Origin of the sequence: Stenotrophomonas indicatrix (genome assembly GCF_050573115.1) — a bacterium.
Classification (GTDB): domain Bacteria; phylum Pseudomonadota; class Gammaproteobacteria; order Xanthomonadales; family Xanthomonadaceae; genus Stenotrophomonas; species Stenotrophomonas lactitubi_A.
Window position 1 is genome coordinate 111,481 of record NZ_JBNYZT010000002.1, and the last position, 26,277, is coordinate 137,757.

General features: G+C 66.5%; 29 protein-coding genes and 2 tRNA genes. 21 read left to right on the forward strand and 10 right to left on the reverse strand.

From position 1 onward, the window contains the following. Positions 1 to 18: 18 nt before the first annotated feature. Positions 19 to 462 (reverse strand): GNAT family N-acetyltransferase, encoded by a 444-nt coding sequence (locus ACQ5SA_RS06375; protein WP_499313516.1) that lies wholly within the window; start codon positions 460 to 462, stop codon positions 19 to 21. Positions 463 to 525: 63 nt separating this feature from the next. On the opposite strand from ACQ5SA_RS06375, the gene ACQ5SA_RS06380 reads away from it, so the two are divergent. After that, complete coding sequence (locus ACQ5SA_RS06380; protein WP_499313518.1) at positions 526 to 1,380, forward strand: isocitrate lyase/PEP mutase family protein; 855 nt, start codon at positions 526 to 528, stop codon at positions 1,378 to 1,380. Between the two features lie 278 nt (positions 1,381 to 1,658). Here ACQ5SA_RS06380 and ACQ5SA_RS06385 read toward each other — a convergent pair. Continuing rightward, positions 1,659 to 1,751: transfer RNA gene (locus tag ACQ5SA_RS06385), tRNA-Ser, on the reverse strand. Between the two features lie 140 nt (positions 1,752 to 1,891). Here ACQ5SA_RS06385 and dnaX point away from each other — a divergent pair. From dnaX to ACQ5SA_RS06405, 4 genes are all read left to right on the forward strand, one after another. Further along, positions 1,892 to 3,976, forward strand: a complete 2,085-nt coding sequence (gene dnaX / locus ACQ5SA_RS06390; protein WP_425507223.1) for a DNA polymerase III subunit gamma/tau — start codon at positions 1,892 to 1,894, stop codon at positions 3,974 to 3,976. 6 nt (positions 3,977 to 3,982) lie between these two features. Continuing rightward, positions 3,983 to 4,303 (forward strand): YbaB/EbfC family nucleoid-associated protein, encoded by a 321-nt coding sequence (locus ACQ5SA_RS06395; RefSeq protein ID WP_025879376.1) that lies wholly within the window; start codon positions 3,983 to 3,985, stop codon positions 4,301 to 4,303. A 111-nt stretch (positions 4,304 to 4,414) separates the two neighbouring features. Next, complete coding sequence (gene recR, locus ACQ5SA_RS06400) at positions 4,415 to 5,014, forward strand: recombination mediator RecR (RefSeq protein WP_025879377.1); 600 nt, start codon at positions 4,415 to 4,417, stop codon at positions 5,012 to 5,014. A 65-nt stretch (positions 5,015 to 5,079) separates the two neighbouring features. Continuing rightward, entirely contained in the window at positions 5,080 to 5,439 is a 360-nt protein-coding gene (locus tag ACQ5SA_RS06405; RefSeq protein WP_176021598.1) for a histidine triad nucleotide-binding protein, read from the forward strand. 98 nt (positions 5,440 to 5,537) lie between these two features. On the opposite strand, the gene ACQ5SA_RS06410 is transcribed toward ACQ5SA_RS06405, so the two are convergent. From ACQ5SA_RS06410 to ACQ5SA_RS06425, 4 genes are read right to left on the reverse strand one after another with little or no spacing between them, the layout of a single operon-like run. Then, positions 5,538 to 6,065 (reverse strand): Slp family lipoprotein, encoded by a 528-nt coding sequence (locus ACQ5SA_RS06410; protein WP_100551691.1) that lies wholly within the window; start codon positions 6,063 to 6,065, stop codon positions 5,538 to 5,540. Beyond that, positions 6,062 to 8,011 carry a transglutaminase TgpA family protein gene (locus tag ACQ5SA_RS06415; RefSeq protein WP_499313526.1) on the reverse strand — a complete coding sequence of 650 codons (1,950 nt, stop codon included), beginning with the start codon at positions 8,009 to 8,011 and terminating at the stop codon, positions 6,062 to 6,064. The genes ACQ5SA_RS06410 and ACQ5SA_RS06415 overlap by 4 nt, the downstream gene beginning before the upstream one ends. After that, positions 8,004 to 8,948 carry a DUF58 domain-containing protein gene (locus ACQ5SA_RS06420; RefSeq protein ID WP_499313528.1) on the reverse strand — a complete coding sequence of 315 codons (945 nt, stop codon included), beginning with the start codon at positions 8,946 to 8,948 and terminating at the stop codon, positions 8,004 to 8,006. Before ACQ5SA_RS06420 ends, ACQ5SA_RS06415 begins: the two co-directional genes overlap by 8 nt. 2 nt (positions 8,949 to 8,950) lie before the next feature. Continuing rightward, positions 8,951 to 9,904, reverse strand: a complete 954-nt coding sequence (locus ACQ5SA_RS06425) for an AAA family ATPase (protein ID WP_230109586.1) — start codon at positions 9,902 to 9,904, stop codon at positions 8,951 to 8,953. 44 nt (positions 9,905 to 9,948) lie between these two features. On the opposite strand from ACQ5SA_RS06425, the gene ACQ5SA_RS06430 reads away from it, so the two are divergent. Beyond that, a complete protein-coding gene (locus ACQ5SA_RS06430) occupies positions 9,949 to 11,790 on the forward strand; it encodes a glycosyltransferase family 39 protein (protein WP_353098994.1) in 1,842 nt (613 codons plus the stop codon). Between the two features lie 28 nt (positions 11,791 to 11,818). Here ACQ5SA_RS06430 and ACQ5SA_RS06435 read toward each other — a convergent pair whose 3' ends face one another. Next, entirely contained in the window at positions 11,819 to 12,391 is a 573-nt protein-coding gene (locus tag ACQ5SA_RS06435) for a Maf family protein (protein WP_230109589.1), read from the reverse strand. 115 nt (positions 12,392 to 12,506) lie between these two features. Between ACQ5SA_RS06435 and ACQ5SA_RS06440 the strand changes: the two genes are divergently transcribed. The 15 genes from ACQ5SA_RS06440 (at position 12,507) to ACQ5SA_RS06510 (ending at position 24,436) form a co-directional block, all read left to right on the forward strand. Continuing rightward, positions 12,507 to 13,016 carry a YceD family protein gene (locus ACQ5SA_RS06440; protein WP_088101178.1) on the forward strand — a complete coding sequence of 170 codons (510 nt, stop codon included), beginning with the start codon at positions 12,507 to 12,509 and terminating at the stop codon, positions 13,014 to 13,016. A gap of 107 nt (positions 13,017 to 13,123) precedes the next feature. Beyond that, positions 13,124 to 13,318, forward strand: a complete 195-nt coding sequence (gene rpmF, locus ACQ5SA_RS06445) for a 50S ribosomal protein L32 (protein WP_025879386.1) — start codon at positions 13,124 to 13,126, stop codon at positions 13,316 to 13,318. 91 nt (positions 13,319 to 13,409) lie between these two features. Beyond that, a complete protein-coding gene (locus tag ACQ5SA_RS06450; protein WP_165376395.1) occupies positions 13,410 to 14,387 on the forward strand; it encodes a beta-ketoacyl-ACP synthase III in 978 nt (325 codons plus the stop codon). 73 nt (positions 14,388 to 14,460) lie between these two features. Then, on the forward strand, positions 14,461 to 15,243 hold the full coding sequence (locus ACQ5SA_RS06455; protein ID WP_312112142.1) for a BUD32 family EKC/KEOPS complex subunit: 783 nt from the start codon (positions 14,461 to 14,463) through the stop codon (positions 15,241 to 15,243). 166 nt (positions 15,244 to 15,409) lie between these two features. After that, on the forward strand, positions 15,410 to 16,354 hold the full coding sequence (fabD, locus tag ACQ5SA_RS06460) for an ACP S-malonyltransferase (protein ID WP_165376396.1): 945 nt from the start codon (positions 15,410 to 15,412) through the stop codon (positions 16,352 to 16,354). Positions 16,355 to 16,436: 82 nt separating this feature from the next. After that, the gene (gene fabG / locus ACQ5SA_RS06465) at positions 16,437 to 17,180 is read left to right on the forward strand and encodes a 3-oxoacyl-ACP reductase FabG (RefSeq protein WP_499313537.1); all 744 of its coding nucleotides are present in this window, start codon (positions 16,437 to 16,439) and stop codon (positions 17,178 to 17,180) included. 152 nt (positions 17,181 to 17,332) lie between these two features. Further along, positions 17,333 to 17,572 carry an acyl carrier protein gene (acpP, locus tag ACQ5SA_RS06470; RefSeq protein WP_025874077.1) on the forward strand — a complete coding sequence of 80 codons (240 nt, stop codon included), beginning with the start codon at positions 17,333 to 17,335 and terminating at the stop codon, positions 17,570 to 17,572. 145 nt (positions 17,573 to 17,717) lie between these two features. Next, positions 17,718 to 18,980: a beta-ketoacyl-ACP synthase II gene (gene fabF / locus ACQ5SA_RS06475; RefSeq protein WP_100551697.1), complete on the forward strand. Its 1,263-nt coding sequence runs from the start codon at positions 17,718 to 17,720 to the stop codon at positions 18,978 to 18,980. A gap of 92 nt (positions 18,981 to 19,072) precedes the next feature. Then, positions 19,073 to 20,437 carry an aminodeoxychorismate synthase component I gene (locus tag ACQ5SA_RS06480; RefSeq protein ID WP_499313539.1) on the forward strand — a complete coding sequence of 455 codons (1,365 nt, stop codon included), beginning with the start codon at positions 19,073 to 19,075 and terminating at the stop codon, positions 20,435 to 20,437. Positions 20,438 to 20,655: 218 nt separating this feature from the next. Continuing rightward, a complete protein-coding gene (mltG, locus tag ACQ5SA_RS06485) occupies positions 20,656 to 21,717 on the forward strand; it encodes an endolytic transglycosylase MltG (RefSeq protein ID WP_499313540.1) in 1,062 nt (353 codons plus the stop codon). Then, positions 21,714 to 22,379, forward strand: coding sequence for a dTMP kinase (tmk, locus tag ACQ5SA_RS06490; protein WP_230109597.1), 666 nt, complete (start codon positions 21,714 to 21,716; stop codon positions 22,377 to 22,379). Before mltG ends, tmk begins: the two co-directional genes overlap by 4 nt. Further along, positions 22,376 to 23,332: a DNA polymerase III subunit delta' gene (locus tag ACQ5SA_RS06495; RefSeq protein ID WP_230109599.1), complete on the forward strand. Its 957-nt coding sequence runs from the start codon at positions 22,376 to 22,378 to the stop codon at positions 23,330 to 23,332. Before tmk ends, ACQ5SA_RS06495 begins: the two co-directional genes overlap by 4 nt. Further along, positions 23,329 to 23,682, forward strand: coding sequence for a PilZ domain-containing protein (locus tag ACQ5SA_RS06500; protein WP_025874071.1), 354 nt, complete (start codon positions 23,329 to 23,331; stop codon positions 23,680 to 23,682). The genes ACQ5SA_RS06495 and ACQ5SA_RS06500 overlap by 4 nt, the downstream gene beginning before the upstream one ends. A gap of 132 nt (positions 23,683 to 23,814) precedes the next feature. Further along, positions 23,815 to 23,889 (forward strand) — tRNA-Val (locus ACQ5SA_RS06505). 166 nt (positions 23,890 to 24,055) lie between these two features. Next, positions 24,056 to 24,436 (forward strand): tautomerase family protein, encoded by a 381-nt coding sequence (locus ACQ5SA_RS06510; protein ID WP_353099615.1) that lies wholly within the window; start codon positions 24,056 to 24,058, stop codon positions 24,434 to 24,436. Between the two features lie 110 nt (positions 24,437 to 24,546). Here the strand turns inward: ACQ5SA_RS06510 and ACQ5SA_RS06515 are convergent, their stop codons facing one another. From ACQ5SA_RS06515 to ACQ5SA_RS06525, 3 genes are read right to left on the reverse strand one after another with little or no spacing between them, the layout of a single operon-like run. After that, positions 24,547 to 25,620 (reverse strand): phage late control D family protein, encoded by a 1,074-nt coding sequence (locus ACQ5SA_RS06515; RefSeq protein ID WP_230109605.1) that lies wholly within the window; start codon positions 25,618 to 25,620, stop codon positions 24,547 to 24,549. Then, positions 25,611 to 25,826, reverse strand: coding sequence for a tail protein X (locus ACQ5SA_RS06520; protein WP_499313542.1), 216 nt, complete (start codon positions 25,824 to 25,826; stop codon positions 25,611 to 25,613). The genes ACQ5SA_RS06515 and ACQ5SA_RS06520 overlap by 10 nt, the downstream gene beginning before the upstream one ends. Next, positions 25,810 to 26,277 (reverse strand): phage tail protein, encoded by a 468-nt coding sequence (locus ACQ5SA_RS06525; RefSeq protein ID WP_499313544.1) that lies wholly within the window; start codon positions 26,275 to 26,277, stop codon positions 25,810 to 25,812. The genes ACQ5SA_RS06520 and ACQ5SA_RS06525 overlap by 17 nt, the downstream gene beginning before the upstream one ends.

Below are 26,277 nucleotides of genomic sequence, written 5' to 3' on the forward strand. Positions count from 1 at the left end.
ATCCGTCAGGAGCGGGGGCTACAGCACCCGCTCCATCTCCACGGCATCGATCCCGGCGCCGTGGCCGTCGGCCACCACGCGTACCACCTGGAAGCCGAGGCCGGCATAGAAGCCCTGCGTGTGCTGGCTGGTGCTGAGCGTGATGCATCGGATCGACGGGTCTGCTGCAGCCTGATGCAAGCGGGCCACTGCCAGCGCGCGTCCCAGCCCCTGTTTGTGGCGATGTCGTTCAACCATGCCCCAGCAGAAGCTGGCGCTGCCATTGCCGCAGTGCCAGAGGCCGCCGCAGGCCACCACCTGGCCTTCGACCTCGATCACTTGGAAGGCGCGCTGCACGGCATGTTCGTGCAGGAAGCGCTCGAAGTCTCCTCGCTCCTGGGGGGCGAAGTAGGTGGGCACGTTGCTGTCGAAGATCGACAGGCAGGCGGTGATGTCGCTGCAGCGGTAGGGGCGGGGTGTCATGAAGAAGCGTCATCGCGGTGGTCCACACATTGTGCGCGAGGTCCGCATCATTGGTGTCCGAACATGGCGAGCCCGGAAACCGGTTCGGGCGCAGACTGCGGGTTCCGGTCATCAGGAGGTTCCATGTCAAACGCTCACGCCAGTTTTGTACAACTCCACCAAGGTGCGGATCTTTACGTGCTGCCCAACGTATGGGATGCCGGTGGCGCCCGCCTGGTCCAGCAGCTGGGAGCTCGCGCAGTGGGGACATCAAGTGCTGCCATGGCGTGGTCCTGCGGCTACGCCGACGGTGGTGCGCTGTCCGATACCGCACTGCTGCAGCGGGTTTCCGAAATCGTTCGTGTGACCTCGTTGCCGGTCACGGTCGATATCGAGGATGGCTACAGCGATGTTCCGGATGCGGTCGCTGCGCGGGTGCTGCGCCTGGTGGAGGCAGGAGCGGTCGGGATCAACGTCGAAGACGGCGCCGGCAGCCCTGCGGCGCTGGTCGCCAAGATCAGCGCCATCCGTTCTGCGCTTGGCGGGCGATCACTGTTCATCAATGCGCGCACCGACGTGTATCTGCGCGGCCTCGCCGAAGGGGATGAGGCGGTCAGGATGAGCATCGATCGGCTGCAGGCCTATGCACGTGCCGGCGCGGACGGCGGTTTTGTGCCTGGGCTGCGCGCGCTGGACGAGGCTGCTGCGGTTGCCGGCGCCGTGCCGCTGCCCCTCAACCTGATGTGGCTGCCGGGGATGGTGTCGTTTGCTGCGCTGTCGCAAGCCGGCGTGCGGCGGCTGAGCGCAGGACCTGCGCTGTTCATGCACGCATGGACGGCGATGGCTGCGGCGACCACGCATTTTCTCGGCGGCGCGATGGCGATGCCCGAGGGTGCACCGGGGTATGCGGGCTTGAACCAGCTGTTCAGCGAAGGGTGAGGGCGCTGGGGATGGGGGCCGCGGGAGGCTGGGGCATGGGCGGGTAGTCGATTCGACCGAGCCGAGGCATCCACGCATGGCGTGGATCTACTGCCGTATCTGGAGGAACAAGCCCCTCTGTTGAGGGGCTGCCCCGACAGGGGCGGGGAGAGGCAGGCAAAGGGAGGGCCCAGACGTTGCGCAGCAACGTTTGGGGGCGAAGCGCGCGCAGCGCACTTCGCGTCCCGCGCCAGATAACTGAAAAAGGCTGCCCTTTCGGGCAGCCTTTTTCAGTTATCTGGCGGAGAGAGGGGGATTCGAACCCCCGAAGCGCGGTTTAGACGCTTACACACTTTCCAGGCGTGCTCCTTCAACCACTCGGACACCTCTCCGGATCCCTGCCATCGGCAAACGCCTCAGCAGGGGCGCAAATTCTAGCGGGCGCAGCGGCAGGACACAAGCACTGGTTTGCAGGGCGAGAGGGCTGGACAGGCGTGGCACAATGGAACATCCGATGGAAGACGGTGGCCTGATGTCCTATCTCGTCCTTGCCCGCAAGTGGCGTCCGAAGCGTTTTGCCGAGCTGGTGGGCCAGGAACACGTGGTCCGTGCGCTCAGCAATGCGCTGGACAGCGGCCGGGTCCACCACGCGTTCCTGTTTACCGGTACCCGCGGCGTGGGCAAGACCACGATCGCGCGCATCTTTGCCAAGTCGCTGAACTGCGAGCAGGGTACCAGTGCCGATCCCTGCGGCCAGTGCGCGGCCTGCCTGGACATCGACGCCGGTCGCTACATCGACCTGCTGGAAATCGATGCCGCGTCCAATACCGGCGTGGACGATGTGCGCGAGGTGATCGAGAACGCCCAGTACATGCCCTCGCGTGGCAAGTACAAGGTGTACCTGATCGACGAAGTGCACATGCTGTCCAAGGCTGCGTTCAATGCGCTGCTGAAGACGCTGGAAGAGCCACCGGAGCATGTGAAGTTCCTGCTGGCCACCACCGACCCGCAGAAGCTGCCGGTCACCGTGCTCAGCCGCTGCCTGCAGTTCAACCTCAAGCGCCTGGACGAAGATCAGATCCAGGGGCAGATGACCCGCATCCTCGCCGCCGAGGAGATCGAGTCGGACCCGACTGCCATCGTGCAGCTGGCCAAGGCCGCCGACGGCAGCCTGCGTGATGGCTTGTCGCTGCTTGACCAGGCCATTGCCTATGCCGGCGGTGCGCTGCGCGAGGACGTGGTGCGCACCATGCTGGGCACGGTCGACCGCACCCAGGTGGCGGCCATGCTCGATGCCCTGGCCGAGGGCGATGGCCCGCGCCTGCTGCAGGTGGTAGCGGCGCTTGCCGAGTTCTCGCCGGACTGGAGCGGCGTGCTTGATGCGCTGGCCGAGGGCCTGCACCGCATCCAGGTGCAGCAACTGGTGCCGGGCGCGTCCGCCGCTGCCGAAGGACTGGATGCCAGCGTGTTCGCCGAGCGCCTGCGCCCGGAAGTGGTCCAGCTCTGGTATCAGATGGCCTTGAACGGTCGTCGTGATCTGCCATTGGCGCCCAGCCCGCGCGCCGGCTTTGAAATGGCCGTGCTGCGCATGCTGGCGTTCCGCCCTGCGGCTGCCGTGCCGTCGGTGCCGCGTACCCCGGAATCCTCCGGTGGCAGCGCACCGACCGGTACGGGCCAGACCGGGGGCGGCGTTGCTGGCAGCCACGAAGGAGCTGCCCCGGCCGCCGCTGCTGCGCAGGGAGCCGTCGCCGTCCCCCAGGCCGCTGCAGTACCGGTACCGGTGGAGGCAACCGCGCAGACGCCGACCCCGGCACCGCAGCGCGAACCCGAGCCTGAGCCCGAGCCCGAGCCGACCCCGGAACCAGATCCGACCCCGGAACCAGAACCGGTTCCGGTCGAGGAACCCGGGTCACCGCTGCCGATGAAGACGCAGTTGGCTCCCGAGGCGGCTACGCCCAAGGCGCCTGCCGACGGAGACGACCTGCCGCCGTGGGCGACCGACGAGGACACTGCCCGCGATGAGGCGCTGGCCGCTGAAATGGCAACGCCCGACGCGGCCATGGTCGCCCCGTGGCACGAGCCGCCAGTGCCGGCGCCACAACCGGTCGTAGAAGCCATTGCCGTGCCGGAACGCCCGTTCCGTGCCGAGGGTATCGACATCGCCCCGGTGCCGGTTTCAGCATCGGGGAAGGCCTCCCCGGCGGGAAACGTCAGTGATCTGGCCTGCGCCGAAGACTGGCTCGACCTGATCGCCAACAGTGGCCTGAGCGGTCCCTCGCGACAGCTGGCGGCCAATGCGGCCTTCATCAGTTGCCAGCATGGGGTCTTGAAACTGGGCCTTTCGCCCGGATTTGAATACCTGCGCTCAGAGCGCGCGCTGGCAGCGCTGGGCGAGGTGCTGGAAAAGTCCCTTGGCCACGCACTGAAGATCGTGGTCGAAACCGTGGAAACCGAGCAGGTCCCGGCCGAGACCCTGCACCAGCGCGCCGACCGCCAGCGTGGCGAACGGCAGCAGGCTGCCGAGGCCATTTTCATGGACGATCCGGAAGTCCAGCTGCTGATCCAGCAGCACGGCGCCCGGGTTGTTTCCGATTCCATCCGTTCTTTTGACGAGTAAGACGACATGCGCGGCAATATCGCCCAACTGATGCAGCAGGCCCAGAAGATGCAGGAAAACCTGCAGAAGGCCCAGGAAGAAATCGCCAAGATCGAAGTGACCGGCAGCGCCGGTGGCGGCATGGTCAGCGTCACCCTGACCGGTGCCAAGGAGTGCCGTAAGGTGCGCATCGATCCGTCGCTGGCCAGCGATCCGGAAATGCTGGAAGACCTGATCGCCGCCGCCTTCAATGATGCGTCCAACAAGATCGACGCCGAGTCGAAGTCGAAGATGGGTTCGGCCACCGCCGGCATGCAGCTGCCGCCGGGCATGAAGATGCCGTTCTGATGCCCGCACCGGCACCCGCATTGCCGGGTGCCATGCGCTGTGTAGCGTCGGGCGTGCTCGACTGTCCGCAATTTCCAGTCGAGCATGCTCGGCTCTACAGAACACACCGCCGTGTCCGCACCGCTGCTTGAACAACTGATCGATGCACTGCGGGTGTTGCCTGGCGTAGGCCAGAAGACGGCACAACGCATGGCCTACCACCTGCTCGAGCGCGAGCGCGAAGGTGGCAAACGCCTTGCCGAGACGCTGGCACAGGCGGTCGAACGCATCGGTCATTGTGCGCAGTGTCGCGACTTCAGCGAGACCGAGCTGTGTCCGACCTGCGCCAATGGCAGCCGCGAGCGCAGCCAGTTGTGCGTGGTGGAGTCGCCGGCCGATCGCCTGGCGATCGAGAACGCCACCGGCTATCGCGGCGTTTACTTCGTGCTGCAGGGGCGGCTGTCGCCGCTGGATGGCATCGGCCCCCGCGAGCTGGGTCTGGAGCAGCTGGAACAGCGCCTGGCCGAGGCGGAAGTGCAAGAGCTGATCATCGCCACCAGTGCCACCGTCGAAGGCGAGGCCACCGCGCACTACCTTGCCCAGCTGGCGCGCGCCCGCCAGGTGCGGCCGAGTCGGCTGGCCCAAGGGCTGCCCCTCGGTGGTGAGCTGGAATATGTTGATCGTGGCACGCTGTCACATGCGTTCGGTACGCGCAGCGAAGTGCGCGATTGAGTCATGCCGGGCATGCCCCGGCGTTACCGGCCTACAATGCGGAAGACACCCCGCCGAGGCCGACCATGAGCAGCGAAACCCTCTTCAGCAAGATCATCCGTCGCGAGATCCCGGCCACCATCGTCTATGAAGACGAAGACGTGCTGGCCTTCAAGGACATCGCGCCACAGGCACCGGTGCACGTGCTGTTCATTCCGAAGAACGAGATCATCCCGACCCTGGATGACCTGCAGCCGTCGCAGGCGCATCTGATCGGCAAGCTGGCCCTGGCCGCCGCCGAGTACGCGCGTCGGGAAGGTTTCGCGCAGGACGGCTACCGCATCGTGATGAACTGCCGCGAAGATGCCGGGCAGACCGTGTTCCATATCCACATGCATCTGCTGGCTGGCGCGCCGCTGGGTCACTTCGGTACGCCGGGGCGTTGATGGAAGCATCCACGCATGGCGTGGACCTACTGTCCTTGTGTAGATGAAAAAAGGCCGCCCGATGGGCGGCCTTCTGCTTCATGCGTACCGGGCCTGGACTACCACCAGCCCCAGCCGCGGTAACCGCCCCAGTACGGGCCATAGGGGCCCGGGCCCCACGGTCCGTAGGGGTAGGGCACCACATCGACCTGGCGCTGCTCCGGCCACAGGTAGATCACGTCGGCCGCCAGCTTCGGCAGGCGGTAGTCGTAATCACCGATGCGGGTGTTGGCGTAGCCGTCGATCTTGCCGATGAAGGTTACGTCGCGGCCGGCTTCGAACACGGCCGGATCGTAGAAGCCGGCACGGCAGGCGATGAAGCGGCCGTCACTGGCATCGGAGGAGGTCGTGTTCGGACGGCCGCTACCGTTGAGCGGGCGCGAGATGATCTGGAAACAGGTCTCGCCCTGGGCGGGCTTGGTTTCGATGATCCGGCCACCCCAGCGCACCGGTGTGCCGACCTGCTGGGTGGCAACCGAGTCGCGCGGGGAAACCAGGCTGAACTGTCCCTGCAGCGGCTTGGGGGCCGTGGCGCAGGCCGACAGGGCCAGGGCGGCCACGGCGGTGAGGAGGAACTTGGTATTCATGGGGAGGCTCCGGAAGTCGGGCGATGCCTGCGCAGGTCCCGCAATAATGGGGCGAGCTCGGTACAAGTGCCAGCGTAGCGTGCATCAGCGAAACGCTGGCTGAGTGTGATGAGGGCCGGGTCGGGGCGTTGTCCGTGGACCCGGCGCGCCCAGTGCAGGGCGGATTCGTGCGGTTCGCGGCCCAGCCCCAGCCGTGCATAGCGCTGCCCCAGCCGGTGCCAGGCGCGCAGCAGCGGGTCGCGCTCGCGTTCGCCCCGGGCCAGCAGCCACGCCATCCACGCCAGCGCCAGCAACGCGGCCATCACGAAGCCGGCCAGCAGCTGTCCGGGGCCCAGGTCGTCCAGCCCGAAAGGTTGCAGCAGCTGCTGTTGGCGGCGTGCATCAAACGACAGCACCAGCTCGTTCCAGCCCCTGCGCATCCAGTCGCCGACCTGGCCCAGCTGCAGCCAGCGCTGCTGCAGTCCGCTATCGGCACCGGCCTGCAGACGGTCGTCGAGCGTGTCCAGGATGCGCTCGGGTGCTACTGCCGCTGTCGGGTCGACGCGCACCCAGCCGCGTTGCGGCAGCCACACCTCAGCCCAGGCGTGGGCGTCCATCCGCCGAAGCACCCAATAGTCGCCGATCCGGTTGTGGGTGCCGCCGGCGAAACCGGTGACCACCCGCGCCGGAATGCCGGCATTGCGCATCAGCACAACGAAGGCCGAGCTGAAATGCTGGCAGTAGCCGGCCTTGTAGTCGAACAGGAACGCATCGACTGGATCGCGCCCGACGGCCGGTGTTTCCAGCGTGTACGAAAAATCTGCGGTGATCCATGTCAGGGCGCGACGGACCACGGCGGCATCATCGCGCCCCGCGTCCTGCCGCCACTGTCGGGCCAGGGTTGCCGTGCGGGGGTTGAAGCCTTCCGGCAACTGCAGCGCAGCGCTGCGCTGATACGGCAACAGCGTGGCATCGAAGCGCTGCGGCGGGGCCGAATGCAGACGCCAGCGGCTCAGCGCGGACAACGGGCGGTCGCTGCTCAGGCTCAGAGCCGCATCAAGGCGGCTGCCTTCCGGTGCGGCAGTGGGCAGATCCAGCGCGACCAGCTGGCGACGGTCGGTGGGTTCGTAGTCGATCTGGTAGTCCCAGCCCTCCGGGCCGTGTTCGACGACGGCAGGTGGCAAACGTTCGGTACGGCGGTCGCGTCGCCAGACATGCCCGTCGAACTGGGTCAGTACCGGCCCGCGCCAGTAGCGCTGTGCCGGCTCTGGAACCGCACCGAAGAACTGCACCCGCAGGGCCGGGGTGTCGTCGGCCATCAGGTCCAGCCACTTGTCCGGCTCCATCGTGTCCGACAGCCCGGGTGTGCCGACGGCGCGTTCGGGAATGCCCCACAGCGGCGTGGCCAATCGTGGGAACAGCCAGAAGCAGGCCAGCGCCAGCGGCAGGCCGATCAGCAGCAGGCGACCGACGCCACGAAGCTGCGTGGACAGCGGCGGTGGCGCACTGCGGCCTTCACCCTGCGCCAGCCGCTGCAGCGCAATCAGGGCGCTGATGCCGGCCAGCACGGCCAGCACGGTGGTCAGCGGTCCCTGGTCGAGCAGGAAGGCCGCAAACGGGGAAAACAGGGCAAAGCCAAGCAGGCTGCGCGCATCGCGCAGGGTACGCAGCTCGCTGGACTTGATCGCCAGCATCGCCGCCAGCAGTGCACAGCCGGTATCCCGGCCCGGGCGTACCGCCCCCATCTGCCAGGCGATGGCGGCCAGCATGCCCAGCACCAGCAGTACGCGCACCGGCATCGGCAGCATGCCGCGCTGCGACAGCGCTGCAGTGACGACGGCTGCCACGGCGATCAACGCAGCCAGCGTGGTGGGCAGCTGCAGCAGCAGCGGCAACAGGGCCAGTGCGGCGCTGGCCAGCGTCCACGTGCGGGTGTTGCGGTCCAGCAGCAGGGCAGGTTCAGTCATGGGGAAGCAACGCCAGCGCACGCAGGCACAGGTGGTGGTGGCTGGCGCCCTGGCCAGGGCCGATCGGTGGGTGCATCGGCAGCAGCAGTGTGTAGCGACGGCCTTCGCGCTCGGCGCTGTCGACCCAGCGCGCCAACCGCGCGATGCGGGCCTCCTGGTCCAGAGGGGCCAGCGCGCGCCAGTCGAGCACCACTTCGATGCCTATCGGCTTCTCGTATTCGCGTACCAGCAGTGCGTCGCGGCGCGCGGAGTGTTTCCAGGCAATGCTGCGCGGTGGATCTCCGGCGCGATACGGGCGCAGCTGATGCAGTTCCTCGCCGTTGGCATGGGCACGGGTGTGCAGGGGATCGCTGCCCTGCTGTGGCAACGGCGGCGCCTTCGCTTCGGCCAGCGGGTAGACCAGCAGGGGTTCTTCCGGCCACACCCATGACCATGCCCTGACCAGGCCCAGCGGTTGTGTGGTGGACAGGCGGATACGCGGCAGGTCCAGCCAGCCGCGGCGTTCGCTGGGCACTTCCAGCTCGGCTTCACCACGGCCGTGTGCGGGCAGGTCGAGCCACGCTTCGCTGTCGCCCAGTTGCAGGTGCAGGCCGTGGCGCGCTCGCGGGTCGCGCAGCGACAGGTCTACGCGCAGGCGCAGCGGTTGCCCGGCTGGCACCGGTTCGGCGGAAATCGCGTCGATCTGCACACCCGACAACTGCAGGTGCGCGGCGATGGCGCTGGCGATTGCTGCCGCGGCCAGCAGCAGCGCCAGCAACAGCGCAGGGTTGTTGTTGTAGTTCAGCGCACCCAGCAACATCGCGACCAGCAGGCAGGCCACAAACAGGCCGAAGCGGGTGGGCAGCACGTAGATGCGCCGGCGGTCCAGCCGTTGCGGCAACGACTCCGGCGTGCGCGGGCGTGCCAGCTGCAACAGTCGCCGGGAATGCGATGCCATCTTCAGTCGACCGCGACGGTCTGCAGGATCGCGCGTGCCAGCGCCGGCCCCGAGCTCGACTCGGCTTCACCCACCAGGCGATGGCCAGCCACCGCTACGAACAGCGTCTGTACGTCTTCGGGTACCACGTGGCCACGGCCGAGCAACAGCGCATGTGCCTTGGCTGCGCGCAGCAGGGCCAGGCCGGCGCGCGGCGAGAGTCCCACGCGCACGCCGGCGTGCTGACGGCTGCGCGTCAACAATGCCTGCACGTAGTCCACCAGCGCGTCGCTGACATGCACCTGGCCGACGGCCTCGCGCAGTGCACGTACCTGGTTGTCGTCCAGCTGGGGCAGCGCGCGGGCGATCAGGTCGCGACGATCACTGCCGCGCAGCAGCTCACGTTCCGCCTGCGCGCTGGGGTAGCCCATCGCCAGCCGCAGCAGGAAACGGTCCAGTTGCGAATCGGGCAGCGGGAAGGTGCCCGACAGATCCACCGGGTTCTGCGTGGCGATCACGAAGAACGGATCGGGCAGGGCGTGCGTCTGACCATCGAGGGTGACCTGCTGCTCGGCCATCGCTTCCAGCAGGGCGCTCTGCGTGCGCGGCGGCGCCCGGTTGATCTCGTCGGCCAGCAGCACGTGGGTGAAGACCGGCCCGGGATGGAACTGGAACTGGCGGCTGCCGGCGTCGTACACCGATACGCCGAGTACGTCGGCTGGCAGCAGGTCGGAGGTGAACTGCACGCGCTGGAAGCTCAGGCCCAGGCTGCTGGCCAAGGCATGGGCCAGCGTGGTCTTGCCGAGGCCGGGCAGGTCTTCGATCAGCAGATGGCCGCCAGAGAGCAGGGCCACGAAGGCCAACCGCACCTCGTGCACCTTGCCCAGCACCAGCGCATTGACCTGGTCCTGCGCATTGCGCAGGGACTGACGCAGTTGATCGGTTAGCATGCTGGGCATGGGGGACGAAGCTGTCATGGTCGTCTCAAGTTCGGTAACCGGTCGATTCTATCCATAGAGCAATGCAGGGCGAACAACGCGCACGTACGATTTTTCTCTGGTTATGGACGCTCGTCACAGCGGCCAAGCTGGTCGTGGCCGCACGCCTGCCGCTGTTCGTCGATGAGGCGTTCTATTGGCAGGAAGGCCAGCATCTGGCTGCGGCCTATTCGGATCTGCCGGGGCTGACGGCCTGGTTGACCCGGCTGGGTGTGGAACTTGGAGGCCAGCACGTGCTTGCGCTGCGCCTGCCGTTCCTGGCCATCGGCGCAGTGCTGCCGCTGCTGGTATCGCGCATTGCGGCGCGCTGGTTCGGCAATGTTGCAGGTTGGCAGGCCGGCAGCTTGACGCTGCTGATGCCGTTGTCGGCCACGCTGGGCCTGCTGGCCGTACCCGATGTGCCGATGGCGCTGGCGGCGGTGCTGTGCCTGGACGCCGGCGCACGCCTGCTGCGCAACGTCGACGCCTCCTCGGCGGTGAAGCTGGCGCTGGGCCTGCTGATCGGCGCGCTCAGCCACTATCGTTTCATCGGCGTGATCGGCGTCGGCTTCGTTGCCCTGCTGGCGCTGCCGCAGGGCCGGCGCATGCTGACCGATCCGCGCGTGTGGGTGGCCTTGGCCATCGGCGTACTGGCATGGCTGCCGCTGCTGGCCTGGAATGCCGACAATCACGATGCCGGTCTGAAGTTCCAGGTGGTCGAGCGCCATCCGTGGGCGTTCGAGTGGCGCGGCCTGTGGTTCCTGGTGATCCAGCCGATGCTGGTGACGCCCATCCTGTGCATTGCGATGTGGAAAGTGGCGCTGGCTGGCACCCGCAGCGGTGGCGGTGCGCGCGTGCAGTGGCGGTATTTCGGCCTGGTCGGCGGCGTGTCGACGCTGGGCATCTTCGCACTGGGTTTCTTCACCGACGTCGAACGCATCAGCTTCCATTGGCCGCTGCCGGGCTATCTGGCCCTGCTGGTGGCGGTGCCGGTGATACTCAACGGCTGGCCGCGATGGTTGCGGCGTACCGGCTGGTGGCTGGCCGGGCTGGGCATGGTGCTGGCCTTCGGCTATTACCTGATGGCGTCCTCGTCATCGCTGCGCGAGCAGTTGGCCGGCGACAAGTACTACCCGCGCAACTTCGCCGGCTGGCAGCCGCTGGCCGCTGCGGTCCGCGAAGAACTGCAGCAGATGCCTGAAGGCAGCCGCGTGCTGGCCGGCAACTTCAAGGTGGGCGCCGAACTGGGCTTCCAGCTGGGCCGCGGTGACATCGAAGTGCTGCCGCATCCGCTCAACGACAAGCACGGCCGTACCGCGCAGTTGGCGCAATGGAACCTGGTGCATGAGGGCGAGCGCGACGTGCCGATGCTGCTGGTGCTGTCGCCCAGCGATCAGCGTTTCCGCGATCTGCTCACCCGCTATCACGCCATCTGCAAACAGGTCGGGCCGCTTCCGCCACCGCGTGTGGTCAGCAACGACCACGGATTCCAGCGTTTCCTGCTGTTCCGCCTGCCGGTGCAGCGCGCGCAGGGAACATGCGTGGCACCCGCACTGGCCTGGCTGGACGCCCCCTCCAATGGCGACGTGGTGAGCGGCACGCTGGCAATCAAGGGCTGGGCGTTCAAGGAAGGTGTCGGCCTGTCGCGGATTGAAGTGTTGGTGGATGGTCGCTCGATCGGCGATGCCACCTATGGACGCGTGTTCGATATCCGCCATACATGGCCGGACAGCACCGATCCGCAACATCCGGCTGTCGGCTTCGATGCAACGCTCGATACGGGTACGTTGTCACCGGGAAAACACTGGCTGGGCCTGCGCCTGCATGGTCGCGATGGCAGCGTGGAGCAGTGGCAGGAGCAGCCGTTCGTGGTTGAAAAGCGCTGAGGCCTCGTGCCTCGTGTCACCGACAGGGTTACGGCACGGAGAATCCGGCCTTGCGCAGTAATCCGCACAGCGCGATCAGCGGCAGCCCGATCAGGGCCGTGGGGTCTCGATTGTCGATGGCCTCGAACAGGCTGATGCCCAGGCCTTCGCACTTGAAGCTGCCGGCGCAGTCCAGCGGCTGCTCGATGGCCACGTAGCGGGCGATCTCCGGCGCCTGCAGCGCGCGGAAGCGCACTTGGGTCAAATCCATCGCCGAAAAGCATTCTCCGTCTCGGGTGAGACTGATGGCGGTGTGGAAGCGAACCGTCTGCCCGGACATTGCCGCCAGCTGCGCGCACGCCGCCTCGACCGTGCCCGGCTTGCCCAGCGGCTGACCGTTCAGGTCCGCCACCTGGTCCGAGCCGATCACCCAACTGCCCCGATGGCGGGCGGCCACGGCGGCCGCCTTGGCGCTGGCCAGGCGTGCCGCCAGCGCCAGCGGGGCCTCGCTGGCGTGCGGGGTCTCATCCACCTCCGGGCGTGCGCAGTCGAAGGGCAATCCCAGCCGTTGCAGCAGGTCGCGGCGGTAGCGGGAGGTGGAGGCCAGAACCAGGGCGGGCATGCGGGAATTTCCGGGGGTGAGGCGCGGCAGTCTGGCCCGGCACAGCCAGCCACAGCAAGCCTTTCATGGCAGTCATTTGACACGCGACCTGCCGATCCTTAATATTCGGCGGCTTATGTCCGCGAACGTACCCGAAACGCTGGATGCCTGGCGGATGGTCGTAGCGCGAAGGCGCTTCGACGGTCAGGTCTCCCTGGCTGAATTGACTCGCCTGCAGGGGCTTGTCGCAGATACCGAAGGCGAGTGTAATTACTCGCTCGAATTCGGTCGCGACGAGATCTTGCGGGTGTCCTATGTGGAACTCAGCATCGATACCGCGTTGCCGCTGACCTGTCAGCGCAGCATGCAGCGTTTCCTGCTGCCGGTGAAGATGACCCAGAGGCTTGGCCTGATCCGCGACGAGGACGAGGAATCGTCTTTGCCGGAGGAATACGAGCCGTTGCTGGTGCCGGAAGATGGCCAGCTGCGTCCGTTGGACCTGGTCGAGGACGAACTGGTGCTGGCGGTGCCGGTGGTACCCCTGTCGCCGTACGGTGAGGCAGTCGACAAGGACTGGGCGCCGACTGAAGAAGAAATTGAAAAGGCCAACCCGTTTGCGGCGTTGGCGGCATTGAAGAAACAATAGCAGCCGGTTGTCGTCGGCGGCTGCGGCGAAAGCGAAAAGTGTGCTGGACGCTGGCGTCCTGTGCGACGAAACGACGAAGCAAAACGAACCGAGTTTGGAGCAATCCCATGGCTGTCCAGAAATCCCGTGTTACCCCGTCCCGTCGTGGCCAGCGTCGTTCGCATGACGCCCTGAGCGCCAAGCAGCTGTCGACCGACCCGACCACCGGCGAAGTGCATCTGCGTCACCACATCACTGCTGACGGTTTCTACCGCGGCAAGAAGGTCATCCAGACCAAGTCTTCTGCTGTCCAGGAAGACTGATGTGCCGGAAGGTCGCTGCCAGCTGGGCAGCGGCCTTCGCCTTCTTTCCCGGGCACGCCGGTGAACGGCGGCTCGTGCAACAGGAAACATGATGAGCAAGCGGATCTACTCGAGGATCGCGGGCACCGGTAGCTATTTGCCGGAGAAAGTCCTGACCAACGCCGACCTGGAAAAAATGGTCGAGACCTCGGACGAGTGGATCCAGACGCGCACCGGTATCCGTGAACGGCACATCGCTGCCGAAGGCGAAACCACCAGCGATCTCGGCTACCAGGCCGCGCTGCGTGCGATTGAAGCGGCCGGTATCGACGCGTCGCAGCTCGACATGATCGTGGTCGGTACGACCACTCCTGATCTGATCTTTCCCTCCACCGCGTGCCTGATCCAGGCCAAGCTCGGTGTGAGCGGCTGCCCTGCTTTCGACGTCAACGCGGCCTGTTCGGGCTTCGTGTTCGCGCTCAGCGTGGCTGACAAATTCATCCGCTCCGGTGATGCCCGCCATGTGCTGGTGATCGGTGCGGAAACCCTGACCCGCATCGTCGACTGGGAAGACCGCACCACCTGCGTGCTGTTCGGTGATGGCGCGGGCGCCGTCGTGCTCAAGGCTGACGAAGAAACAGGCATCCTCAGCACCCACCTGCATTCGGATGGCAGCAAGAAAGAGCTGCTGTGGAATCCAGTCGGCGTCTCGGTCGGTTTCGGTGAAGGCAACAATGGTGGCGGCACCATCAACATGAAGGGCAACGACGTGTTCAAGTACGCCGTCAAGGCGCTGGACTCGGTCGTGGACGAAACCCTTGATGCCAACGGTCTGACCAAGTCCGACCTGGACTGGCTGATCCCGCACCAGGCCAACCTGCGCATCATCGAAGCCACCGCCAAGCGGCTGGACATGTCGATGGACCAGGTGGTGGTCACCGTCGACAAGCATGGCAATACCTCGTCCGCCTCGGTGCCGCTGGCGCTGGATGCTGCCGTTCGTTCCGGCAAGGTCGAGCGCGGCCAGTTGTTGCTGCTGGAAGCATTCGGTGGTGGCTTCACGTGGGGTTCGGCACTGCTGCGCTATTGATAGTGCGAGTTACGACAACGTGAAACCGTCGTTACGGCCCCTCTGGGGCCGTAATGCGTTAAAGGAGACTGTCATGGTTGAGCCCATCGTCATCGAAGGGCAACGCGCCTGGCTGAAGCAGTACGGCGAAGGAAGCCGAGCACTGGCCCTGGGCCTGCTCAATTTTGTTGCCCGCCGGTTCCATCTCGATGCCCTGCGCCCGCCGCCGCACCGCGGTGGCGACGCCGCGCGCGAAACCGAGGCCCGCCGGCTGGCTGAACTGCAGGCGCAGGGCGTGAACGTGCCCGCCGTGATCGGAAGTGGCCATGCCGCGCTGGTGATCGGCGACAACGGCAGCTCGTTCAATACCTGCCTGCGCGAAGCCGATGACGCCGGCCGCGATCGCCTTGTGGCTGCGGCGATGCAGGCCATTGCCGAAGCGCACGGTCGTGGCGCCTATTTCGGCCAGCCGCTGCCGCGCAACCTCACCTGGGATGGCCAGAAGGTCGGTTTCATCGACTTCGAAGAAGATCCGCTGGAAGTCATGGACCTGGCCGAGGCGCAGGCGCGTGACTGGCTGATGTTCGGCTACGGCGTGGCCAAGTACTACGCCGACCGCCCCGAAAGCCTACAGGCGATGATGGCCGAGGCGATGAATGGGGTGCAGGCACCGGTACGTGCCCACGTGCACGCCGTCAGTGGCCGCCTGCAGCGCCTGGCGCGGGTGTGCATGAAGCTGGGCCGCTCGGCGCGTGCGCTGGCCCACTCCATTTTCATCACCCATGGCGCCACCACGCTGGGCCTGCTGATGGTGGTCGGCCTGTGCATGGACTGGTTTGCCGACGGCGAACTGGACATCCTGCAGCTGCTCTGCTGACAGCGGGGCAGCGCGCAGCATCGGTTAGTGCCGGCCGCTGGCCGGCATCACCCGCTGGCCGATCCGGCAGGTCGCCTCCATACGCCGTGCATACGCGCACGTACAGACGACACGGCATGTTCCCCCTTATCATGGCCCGCTTCGATTGCAACAAGCGGATGACCGCGTGACCCTATCCACCCTCGCTTTTGTCTTCCCCGGTCAGGGCTCGCAGTCTGTGGGCATGCTGGCCGAGCTGGCCGAACTGCACCCGCAGGTGCGTGAGGCCTTCACCGAGGCATCCGATGGTGCCGGCGTCGACCTGTGGGCGTTGTCCCAGGGTGGCCCGGAGGAAATGCTCAACCGTACCGAATACACCCAGCCGGCCCTGCTGGCCGCCAGCATCGGCGCGTGGCGCGCCTGGAACGCCGTGGGCGGTCCGCGTCCGTCGGTTCTGGCCGGCCACAGCCTGGGCGAGTACACCGCCCTGGTCGCCGCTGGCGCCCTCAGCCTGCATGACGGTGCGCACCTGGTGCGCCTGCGCGGCCAGCTGATGCAGGAAGCCGCTCCGGCCGGTGTCGGCGCGATGGCTGCCGTGCTTGGCGCTGAAGACCAGCTGGTGCTGGACGTCTGCGCGGAAGCGGCCGGCAGCCAGGTGCTCGTTCCGGCCAACTTCAACTCGCCGGGCCAGATCGTGATCGGCGGCGACGCTGCCGCGGTCGACCGTGCGCTGGCGCTGCTGGCCGAGAAGGGCGTGCGCAAGGCGGTCAAGCTGGCTGTCAGCGTGCCCTCGCATACCCCGCTGATGCGCGAAGCCGCCAACCGTCTGGCCGAAGTGATGGCTGGCCTGTCCTGGCAGCTGCCGCAGCTGCCGGTGGTGCAGAACGTCGACGCCAAGGTGCACGACGGTGTGGACGCAATCCGCACCGCGCTGGTGCAGCAGCTGTACCAGCCCGTGCAGTGGACCGGCTGCGTGCAGGCGCTGGCCGCCCGTGGCGTCACCCAGATCGCCGAGTGCGGTCCGGGCAAAGTGCTGACCGGACTGGTCAAGCGCATCGACAAGGCCATCGATGGCCGTTCCCTGGCCACCCCGGGCGACTTCGAAACCGCCCGCGAGACGTGGTCGGCCTGATTGCCCCTGTTCCTGCCGACCGTGCCGGTGGCCGCTGCAAGCGGCACGGGTGCGGCGGCCGCCCCAGCCTGAGGAAAACATCATGAGCAAGCCCCTGCAGGGTGAAATCGCACTGGTCACCGGTGCCAGCCGTGGCATTGGTGCCGCCATCGCCGATCTGCTGGCCGCCCAGGGCGCCACCGTCATCGGCACCGCCACGACCGATTCCGGCGCCGCCGCGATCGGCGAGCGTCTGGCCGCCCACGGCGGTCACGGCCGCGCGCTGAACGTCACCGACGCTGCCGCGCTCGACGCCGTGCTTGACGGCATCGCCAAGGAATTCGGCCCGATCTCGATCCTGGTCAACAACGCCGGCATCACCCGCGACAACCTGCTGATGCGCATGAAGGAAGACGATTGGGCGTCGATCATCGACACCAACCTGACCAGCGTGTTCCGCACCAGCAAGGCCGTCCTGCGCGGCATGATGAAGGCGCGCAAGGGCCGCATCATCAACATCGCCTCGGTGGTGGGCGTGACCGGCAACGCCGGCCAGGCCAACTATGCCGCCGCCAAGGCCGGCATCATCGGTTTCTCCAAGTCGCTGGCCAAGGAAATCGGCTCGCGCGGCGTCACCGTCAATGTGGTCGCGCCGGGGTTCATCGACACCGACATGACCAAGGCGCTGCCGGAAGAAGCGCGTACCGCGCTGATCGGCGACATTGCCCTCGAACGCCTGGGTTCGCCGGAGGACATCGCCCATGCGGTGGCCTTCCTGGCCAGCCCGGCTGCCGGCTACATCACCGGCGAAACTCTCCATGTGAACGGCGGCATGTACATGCCGTAAGCAAGGGGCGCAGGGATCGCGCCGCAAGTGGTTGATCTGCGAGGATTTTTGCTGCAATGCAAGGTCACGCCGGTTTCCACTACACTATCCCACGGCCATCGCCTTTGATGGCGACCACTTTTGAACCACTACTCCATCTGGAGCGATATCCCATGAGCACCATCGAAGAACGCGTCAAGAAAATCGTCATCGAACAGCTTGGCGTCAAGGAAGAAGAAGTCACCAACAGCGCATCGTTCGTCGATGACCTGGGCGCTGACTCGCTGGACACCGTCGAGCTGGTGATGGCGCTGGAAGAAGAATTCGAGTGCGAGATCCCGGACGAAGAAGCCGAGAAGATCAGCACCGTGCAGGCTGCGATCACCTACATCACGGCCCACGTCAAGGCCTGATGCAGGACGTCAGTGCGCGCGCGGGCGTTGAGCTCGGCGCGCACGACACCCCATGGGGCCGCTGTTTGCGGCCCCGTGTGTTTGCGTACCACACCGAAGTAAACCGCGTTACCCGCAAAGAACGTTCGGGTCAGGAGAATCAGCAATGAAGCGTCGCGTCGTCGTAACCGGCCTGGGTATGGTCTCGCCGTTGGGCAATGATCTGGCCAGCAGCTGGGAAGGCATCACCCACGGTCGTTCGGGCATCGGTCCGCTGACCAACGTTTCTGATGCCTACCTGGAACGGTTCACCACCAAGATCGCAGGTGAGGTCAAAGGCTTTGACATCACTGCCGACAACGAACTGTTCGGCAAGTACCGGGTCAGCGGCAAGGATGCCAAGAAGATGGACCCGTTCATCCATTACGGCCTCGGTGCCGCCTTCATGGCCCTGCATGATTCGGGCCTGGAGATCACCGACGCCAACGCCGACCGCATTGGCGCCATCGTTGGCGCCGGCATCGGCGGCCTGCTCGGTATCGAAGAGCAGACCATCGAGTTCCACGAAGGGAAGAAGATCTCTCCCTTCTACGTGCCCAAGACCATCATCAACATGCTGCCGGGCCAGCTGAGCATCATCAGCGGCCTGAAGGGCCCGTCGTTCTCGGCGGTCTCGGCGTGCGCCACCTCCAACCATTCCATCGGCACCGCCATGCGCATGATCCAGTACGGCGATGCGGACGTGATGGTGGCCGGCGGTGCCGAACGCGGTTCCTCGCCGACGGCGCTGGGCGGCTTCTGCGCGATGAAGGCGATGAGCACCCGCAACGACGCCCCGGAACAGGCCTCGCGCCCGTGGGACAAGGACCGTGACGGCTTCGTGCTGGGCGACGGTGCCGGCATCCTGATCCTGGAAGAGTACGAGCACGCCAAGGCACGTGGCGCGAAGATCTACTGCGAGCTGGCCGGTTTCGGCGCCAGCTCCGACGCGTACCACATGACCGCGCCGAGCGAGAACGGCGAAGGCGCTGCGCGCTGCATGACCATGGCCCTGAAGGACGCGGGTGTCACCCCGGAACAGGTCGGCTACCTCAACGCACATGGCACCTCGACCCCGCTGGGCGACCTCGGTGAGACCATGGCGATGAAGACCGCTTTCGGCGACCACGCCTACAAGATGATGGTCAGCTCCACCAAGTCGATGACCGGCCACCTGCTCGGCGCTGCCGGCGGCGTGGAAGCGATCTTCTCGGTGCTGGCAATGCGCGACAACGTGATTCCGCCGACCATCAACCTGCAGCAGCCGGGCGAAGGCTGCGACCTGGACTACGTGCCCAACGAAGCACGCCAGGCCAAGGTCGACGTGGTGATGTCCAATGGCTTCGGCTTCGGCGGCACCAACGGCACGCTGATCTTCAAGCGCGTCTGATCGCACCGGCAGCGTCGAGCCAGGCTCGACTCCGCCAACCACGAGGCCGCCGCAAGGCGGCTTCCGTGTATCCGTCTCCCGAACTGGCTGCCATGACCCACGCCCCGCTGATCCACCCGCTGCCGCACCCGATCGACCTGCTGGCCCTGCAGCAGCACGACCCGGCGCGTTTCCCGCTGCTGATGGAGTCCACCGCCTCGGGTACCGCGCAGGGCCGCTGGAGCCTGCTGCTGGCCGCGCAGGGCGATACCCTGCAGCTGGATGCCGATGGCCAGGTGCGCGACCAGCACGGTGCGCTGCAGCCCGGCAGTTTCCTGCAGGCGCTGGACCGCGCATGGCAGGCGCAGCGCCTGCCGCACGACGGCGGCCACGCGCTGCCGTTCCGCGGTGGCTGGGCGCTGATGCTGGATTACGAAGTGGCCAGCCAGGTCGAGCCGGTACTGCCTGCGCGCGCACGCGATGACGGTCACCCGACCGCGCTCGCCCTGCGCTGCCCGGCCGCCGTGCTGCATGACCACCAGGCCGACACCAGTTTCCTCATTGCCGAGGCGGGCGAGCAGGCGCTGCTGGACACGCTGGTCGCCTTGGTGGCCGGCGAACTGCCGCAGGCCGGGCAGGGCTGGCAGCCGCCGCAGTCGGTCAGCGAAGACGAGCCGCAGCGCTTCACCGAGGGCGTGCGCCGGGTGATCGAGTACCTGCGCGCTGGCGATGTGTTCCAGGTGAACCTGTCGCGGCGCTGGAGCGCACACTTCGCAGCGCCGGTCAGCCCGCAGGCGCTGTACGCGCAGCTGCGACGGGCCAATCCGGCGCCGTTTGCCGGCCTGTTCAGTGCGCACGGCCGGCATGTGGTCAGCTCGTCGCCGGAACGGCTGGTATCGGTGCATGGCGGCCACGCGCAGACCCGCCCGATCGCCGGCACCCGCCCGCGCTTCGAGGGCGACGACGATGCCGCGCGCATCCAGGAGCTGGTCGGCCATCCCAAGGAGCGCGCCGAGCACGTGATGCTGATCGACCTGGAGCGCAATGACCTGGGGCGCATCTGCCTGCCCGGCACGGTCGTCGTGGATGAGCTGATGACCGTGGAAAGCTACGCCCACGTGCACCACATCGTCAGCAACGTCAGCGGCCACCTGCGCGCGGACGTGACCCCAGGCGAAGTGATCGCCGCCACTTTCCCTGGCGGCACCATCACCGGCTGCCCGAAGGTGCGCTGCATGCAGATCATCAGCGAGCTGGAGCAGGTGCCGCGCGGCGCGTACACCGGTGCGTTCGGCTGGCTGAACCGCGATGGCGACCTGGACCTGAACATCCTGATCCGCACCGCCGAAGTGGACGGCAACGAGGTCAGCTTCCGCACCGGAGCCGGCATCGTGGTCGATTCGGACCCGGACAAGGAACTGGACGAAACCCGGGCCAAGGCGCGCGGCCTGCTGCGGGCGCTGGGGCAGCAGGGGTAGTGCCGGCCGCTGGCCGGCAACCTCCTGCACCCACGATCCGCGCGATTGCCGGCCAGCGGCCGGCACTACCATGTCCAACCACGCATGGCGTGGATCTACTGGAGATGGTGGGTGGGTGGGTGCCGACCGTTGGTCGGCACGGACGCGTGCCCCCGGTCATGACCCCACGCCACCCGGCACGGTATCCTGCACGACGGAATCGAGTTCAGAGGTAGTCCATGGCGGGAGCCAAGCGCGGGTGTCTGTGGGTGGTAACGCTGCTGCTGGTGCTGGCCGCCATCGTGGCTGGCGCGGGCGCGTGGTTCTTCTACAAGCAGACCCAGTTTGCCGACGTGCCGTTGACCCCCAGTGCGGACAGCGTGGTCATCGCCAGCGGCGATGGCATGAACAGCGTGCTGCGCAAGCTGCGCGAGGCCGGTGTGGACGAGGGCCAGGACACCCAATGGCAGCTGCTGGCGCGGCAGCTCGACGCCGCCGGCAAGCTGAAGGTGGGCGAGTACGCACTGAGCAAGGACCTGACCCCGCGCGAGCTGCTGCTGCGCATGCGCGCCGGCAAGGTACTGCAGCACCGCGTCACCATCATCGAAGGCTGGAACATCCGCCAGCTGCGCGCTGCGCTCAAGCGTGCCGATCCGCTGCTGCACACCACCGACACCCTCGATGACGCAGCGCTGATGGACCGCCTTGGTTTCGCTGGCCAGCATCCGGAAGGCCGCTTCCTGCCGGAGACCTACGTCTACCAGCGCGGCGACAGCGACCTGGACGTGCTCAAGCGCGCCCACGGCGCGATGGAGAAGGCGCTGGATGAAGCCTGGGAAAGCCGCGCCCCGGATCTGCCGATCAATACGCCGTATGAGTTGCTGACGATGGCGTCGATCATCGAAAAGGAAACCGCACTGGCCAGCGAGCGGCCACAGATTGCCGGCGTGTTCATGCGCCGCCTGAAGATCGGCATGCGCCTGCAGACCGACCCGACCGTGATCTACGGCATCGGTGCGGCGTATGACGGCAATATCCGCCGACGTGACCTGACCACCGATACGCCGTACAACACCTACACCCGGTCTGGCCTGACCCCGACCCCGATCGCCATGCCCAGCCGTGACGCGCTGATGGCTGCTGCGCAACCAGCACCGGGCGATGCGCTGTACTTCGTCGCCGTGGGTGATGGCAGTGGCGCGCACGTGTTCTCGCCCAGCCTGGACAAACACAACGCCGCCGTAGCCCGCTACCTGCAGCAGCTGCGCCAGCAACGCACCAAGGAGACCCCGGCGCAATGAGTTCCGCGCTGCTTCGCCATCCCCGTTTCGTCAGCCTGGAAGGCGGCGAGGGCGCGGGCAAGACCACGGCCATCAACGCCATCCGCGAGTGCCTGCGCGGCCACGGCCATGAGGTCGTACTGACCCGCGAGCCCGGTGGCACGCCGCTGGCCGAGCGCATCCGCGGGCTGGTGCTGAAGCCCGATGCCGAGATTGCTGCCGAGCCGCTCAGTGCCGAGGCCGAACTGCTGCTGGTGTTCGCCGCACGTGCGCAGCATGTGCGTCAGGTGATCCAGCCGGCGTTGCAGCGCGGCGCCTACGTGCTCAGCGATCGCTTCACCGATTCCAGCTACGCCTACCAGGGCGGTGGCCGCGGCCTGGACCCGCAGTGGATCGCCGACCTGGAGCGCCGCGCCGTGGGCCTGCTACCCGGTTTGACCCTGCTGCTGGACGTAGATGTGGCCGTTGGCCGCGCGCGTGCCAACGGCCGCGATCTGTGGCCGGACCGCATCGAGAGCGAGCAGGACGATTTCTTCCAGCGCGTGCGCGAGGTGTTCCGCAGCCGCGCACAGCAGGACCCGCAGCGCTTCGCGCTGGTCGATGCCGGCCAGGTGCAGGAACGCGTGGCTGCTGATGTGGTCGCGCGTGTCGAACGCTGGCTGCAGCAAGGGGAGGGTGCATGAGTACGTTTTCGCCCTGGCAGCAGCGAGCGTTCGACCAGACCATAGCCGCCTTGGATGCTGATCGGCTGGGCCATGGCCTGCTGATCTGCGGCCCGGCCGGGTTGGGCAAGCGTGAGGTGGCCCTCGCGCTGGCCGATCATGTGCTGGCACGCGGCGATGCCGCGCACGCCACCCGCACCCGGCAGCTGATTGCCGCCGGCACGCATCCCGACCTGCAGCTGATCAGCTTCATTCCGAACAAGAGCGGCGACAAGCTGCGCACCGAGATCGTGATCGAGCAGGTGCGCGAGATCACCAACAAGCTGGCGCTGACCCCGCAGTACGGCGTGGCGCAGGTGGTGATCGTCGACCCGGCCGATGCCATCAACCGTTCGGCGGCCAATGCGCTGCTGAAGACCCTCGAAGAACCGCAGCCCGGGCGTTACCTGTGGTTGATCAGCAGTGACCCGGCGCGCTTGCCGCAGACCGTGCGCAGCCGCTGCCAGCGCCTGGAATTCAAGCTGCCGCCGCGCGAAGAAGCGCTGGCCTGGCTGCAGCAGAAGGGCCACAGCGAGGCCGCCGCGCGTGAGGCGCTGGATGCAGCGCGCGGTCATCCTGGGCAGGCCGACAACTGGCTGCGCGAAGATGGCCTGAGCCTGCGTCGCGACGTCGGCCGCGAGCTGGAACAGCTGGTCGCCGGCAAGACCGGTGCGGTGGAGCTGGCGCAGAAATGGTGCGCCGATGACAACGCGGCGCTGCGCCTGCGCTTCGCCGCCGACCTGGCGCTGGCCCAGGCCAGCACCGATGCCTTGACCACGCCGGAGCGATTGCACAAGCTTGCAGCCTGGTTCGATGCGGCCAACCGCACCCGCGACCTGCTGCGCACCACCGTGCGCGCAGACCTTGCGGTGGTCGAGTTGCTGCTGGCCTGGAACAAGGTGAACGAGCGGCCTGCCGCAAGGGGAAATCGATGAGTGCCAGCAACGCCCGCCAGGGCATCCTGTCCCTGGCCGTGAAGGACAAAGCCGCGCTGTACAGCGCGTACATGCCGTTCGTGAAGAACGGCGGCATCTTCGTGCCCACGCCCAAGCGTTACTTCCTGGGCGATGAAGTATTCCTGCTGCTCACCCTGCCTGATTCCAGCGAGCGCCTGCCGGTGGCCGGCAAGGTGATCTGGGTGACCCCGGCCGGAGCGCAGGGCAACCGCACGGCCGGCATCGGCGTGCAGCTGGCAGACGGCCAGGAAGGTGAGACCGTGCGGCACAAGATCGAGACGATCCTGGCCGGCCTGACCGGTTCGGACAAGCCGACCCATACGATGTGATGGGTGCGGATCGCGCTTCTCAGTAGAGCCAGGCCATGCCTGGCTGATGGGGAAATGGGCCGGGAAACACGATGTGAAAAGGTGTTGACGCCCTGAAAAACCGCCCTATAATGAGCGGCTCAGCAACACACCGGGCGGTTAGCTCAGCGGTAGAGCATTGCCTTCACACGGCAAGGGTCACAGGTTCGATCCCTGTACCGCCCACCATGTTGCAGAACGAAAAAAGCCTCCAGCGATGGGGGCTTTTTTGTTGCTTGCGATTCAACCGGGTTTCTTTACCTACGGTGGTGATCGCATCGCCGAGCCCTGTCTGCGCGGCACGCGCGATCTGGCGAGCGCTCAGCAGCAGCCGGTTTCGATGGAGGCCGCCAATCTGCTGATCGCCCGCATCGATCTTCGCAAAGGTAAATCCGTCGAGTACCGCCAACGTGTCGGCGAAGCGATCTACCAGGCCATGCGCGCTGTCGGCGTGCCGGAAAACGATCGCTTCCAGATTTTCCAGGAGCACGACGCCAGCACGCTGGTGTACGACCCGGGTTACCTGGGCATCGCCCGCAGCGATGACTTCATCTGCATCCAGATCACCTGGAACGAAGGACGCACGCTGGAGCAGAAGAAGGCGCTGTATGCCGGTATTGCCGACGGTCTGCACGCGGCGGTGGGTATCCGCCGCGAGGAGGTGTTCATCAACCTGGTGGAAGTGAAGAAGGAGAACTGGTCGTTCGGTAGCGGCCAGGCGCAGTACGTGAGTTGATGTGCGAAGAGCATCCGCGCATGGCGTGGATCTTATCTCTTGCCGATCTGGCACCTTGGGTGCCGAGAGCCCGGCAGGGGCTAGGGGGCCAATCCACGCGTGGCGTGGATCTACACTTCGCTGCCCACCTGCGGGGTCTGCTTGATTGCTGCACTGCTGGCGGCCTTCACTGATTCAGCGCTGTTGGGCTGTTCGCACTCGATGCTGGTGCGATAACCATCGCTGCCGATGTTGTGCTCGGCGCGCTTCACCAGCCACTCGCCATCCACGCCATCGCGGAAGCCCTGCATGACCACCGTAGCCTCGGCCATCAGCGTTTCGCGGCCAGGAAGGCTGTAGCTCAGCGTACGCGTCTGCCGGGCCTGCTCGCGATGTTTGGCGCGCGCGGCGGCTTCGGCGGTTTCGCGGTCGGCATAGGCCATGCGCAGGCGCACGATCGGCTCGCCACTGCCCACCTTCACTTCCTGGCGCTGTGCGCCACGCACATCGCGGTAGTAGGCGATGGTGGTGCCGGCATCGTCACGCGCAGTGATGGTGACGCGGTAGCTGCTGCCATCGGCCGGGGTGAGGGTCACATCCGGAATGCGTTCGCCGCTGGCGGTGGTCGATTCGCCACGTTTGACCAGCACCAGTCGGCCACCACCCGGCTTGGCGATCGCGTCGTGCTGCTTGGACAGGCGCAGCAGCAGGTTCATGTCCGACTCCTGTGACTGCACGGTCAGCGGCAGCACGATGGATGCCAGCGACGCGCTCACCGCAGCAGTCAGTCCGTGTTCGGCGGCCATCCGCTTGACCATGTCGCCAATCGTCGTGCCCTTTTTCCAGGTGCGCGTCTTCTGCGTCTGCAGATCGTTCTTGCCGCCCTTGCTGGTTTCGAAGGGCGCCGCGTGGGCGCGCAGTGTCATGCTGCCCGGGTAGCCGGAAATCTCCACCTCATTGCAGACGTACATGCCCATGCGACGTACCTCCCCGTCGTAGCCGATGAAGACTTCCAGCTCCGCGCCGACCGGCGGCAGCTGGATCGGGTCGGATGGTTCATGGTCGGCCAGCTGCAGTTCCAGCATGTCGGCGCTGGTGCCGGTCTCGTCGGTGAGGCGCAGCGACTTGATGCGCGACATGATCTTGTCGGTGATGTCCTGGCTGTTGGCCACCACGCGGAACGCGGGTGCGATGTTCAATCCCACAGTGATACCCCTTTGCGTTCATTGGCGGGGCGCTGCGCCTCCGGCAGGACAATCGACACGCCTGCATCGAGCACAGGGCCGCGCGCGGCCAGACCGGGGTTTGCATCGAACACCGCGCGCAGGATCGCCGGTGACTGTTCGCCATAGTGCGCGTAGGCAATGCGGTCGACGACGTCGCCGTCGCGGGTGTTATACGTTCGTGCCATCGCTGTGTTTCCGCAGAGTGAGTGTGAAGTCCTGCTTCTGGATCTGGCTGTCGACGGTGAATTCGCTGGAGGTGACATCGATTTTCTCGATGACCCACAGACCCAGGTTGCCGCCCTTGCCGGTCAGCAGACGCCGCGGTTTCCCTTGGCTGGCCAGCTTGCGCAGTTGCGACATCTCGTTGCCGGCGCCACGGAACAGCGGGTAGACAATGCCTGGCAGTGTCATGGTGGCCGAGCCCGGGCCGGTGTACTGCAGTGCAGCCATCTGCCCGACGCGATCCTGGGCCTGCCAGCGGAAATCGTTGGATTGCTGGATCTGCTGGAATACCGCGGTGTTGAGGCTGAACTTGAAGCCGCCCAGCATCAGCAGCACCGGTGCGTTGCCGGAGTCATTGCTTTTGAATTGCGACAGCAGCTTGTCTACTGCGCCGGTTACGAACTCGCGCTTCAT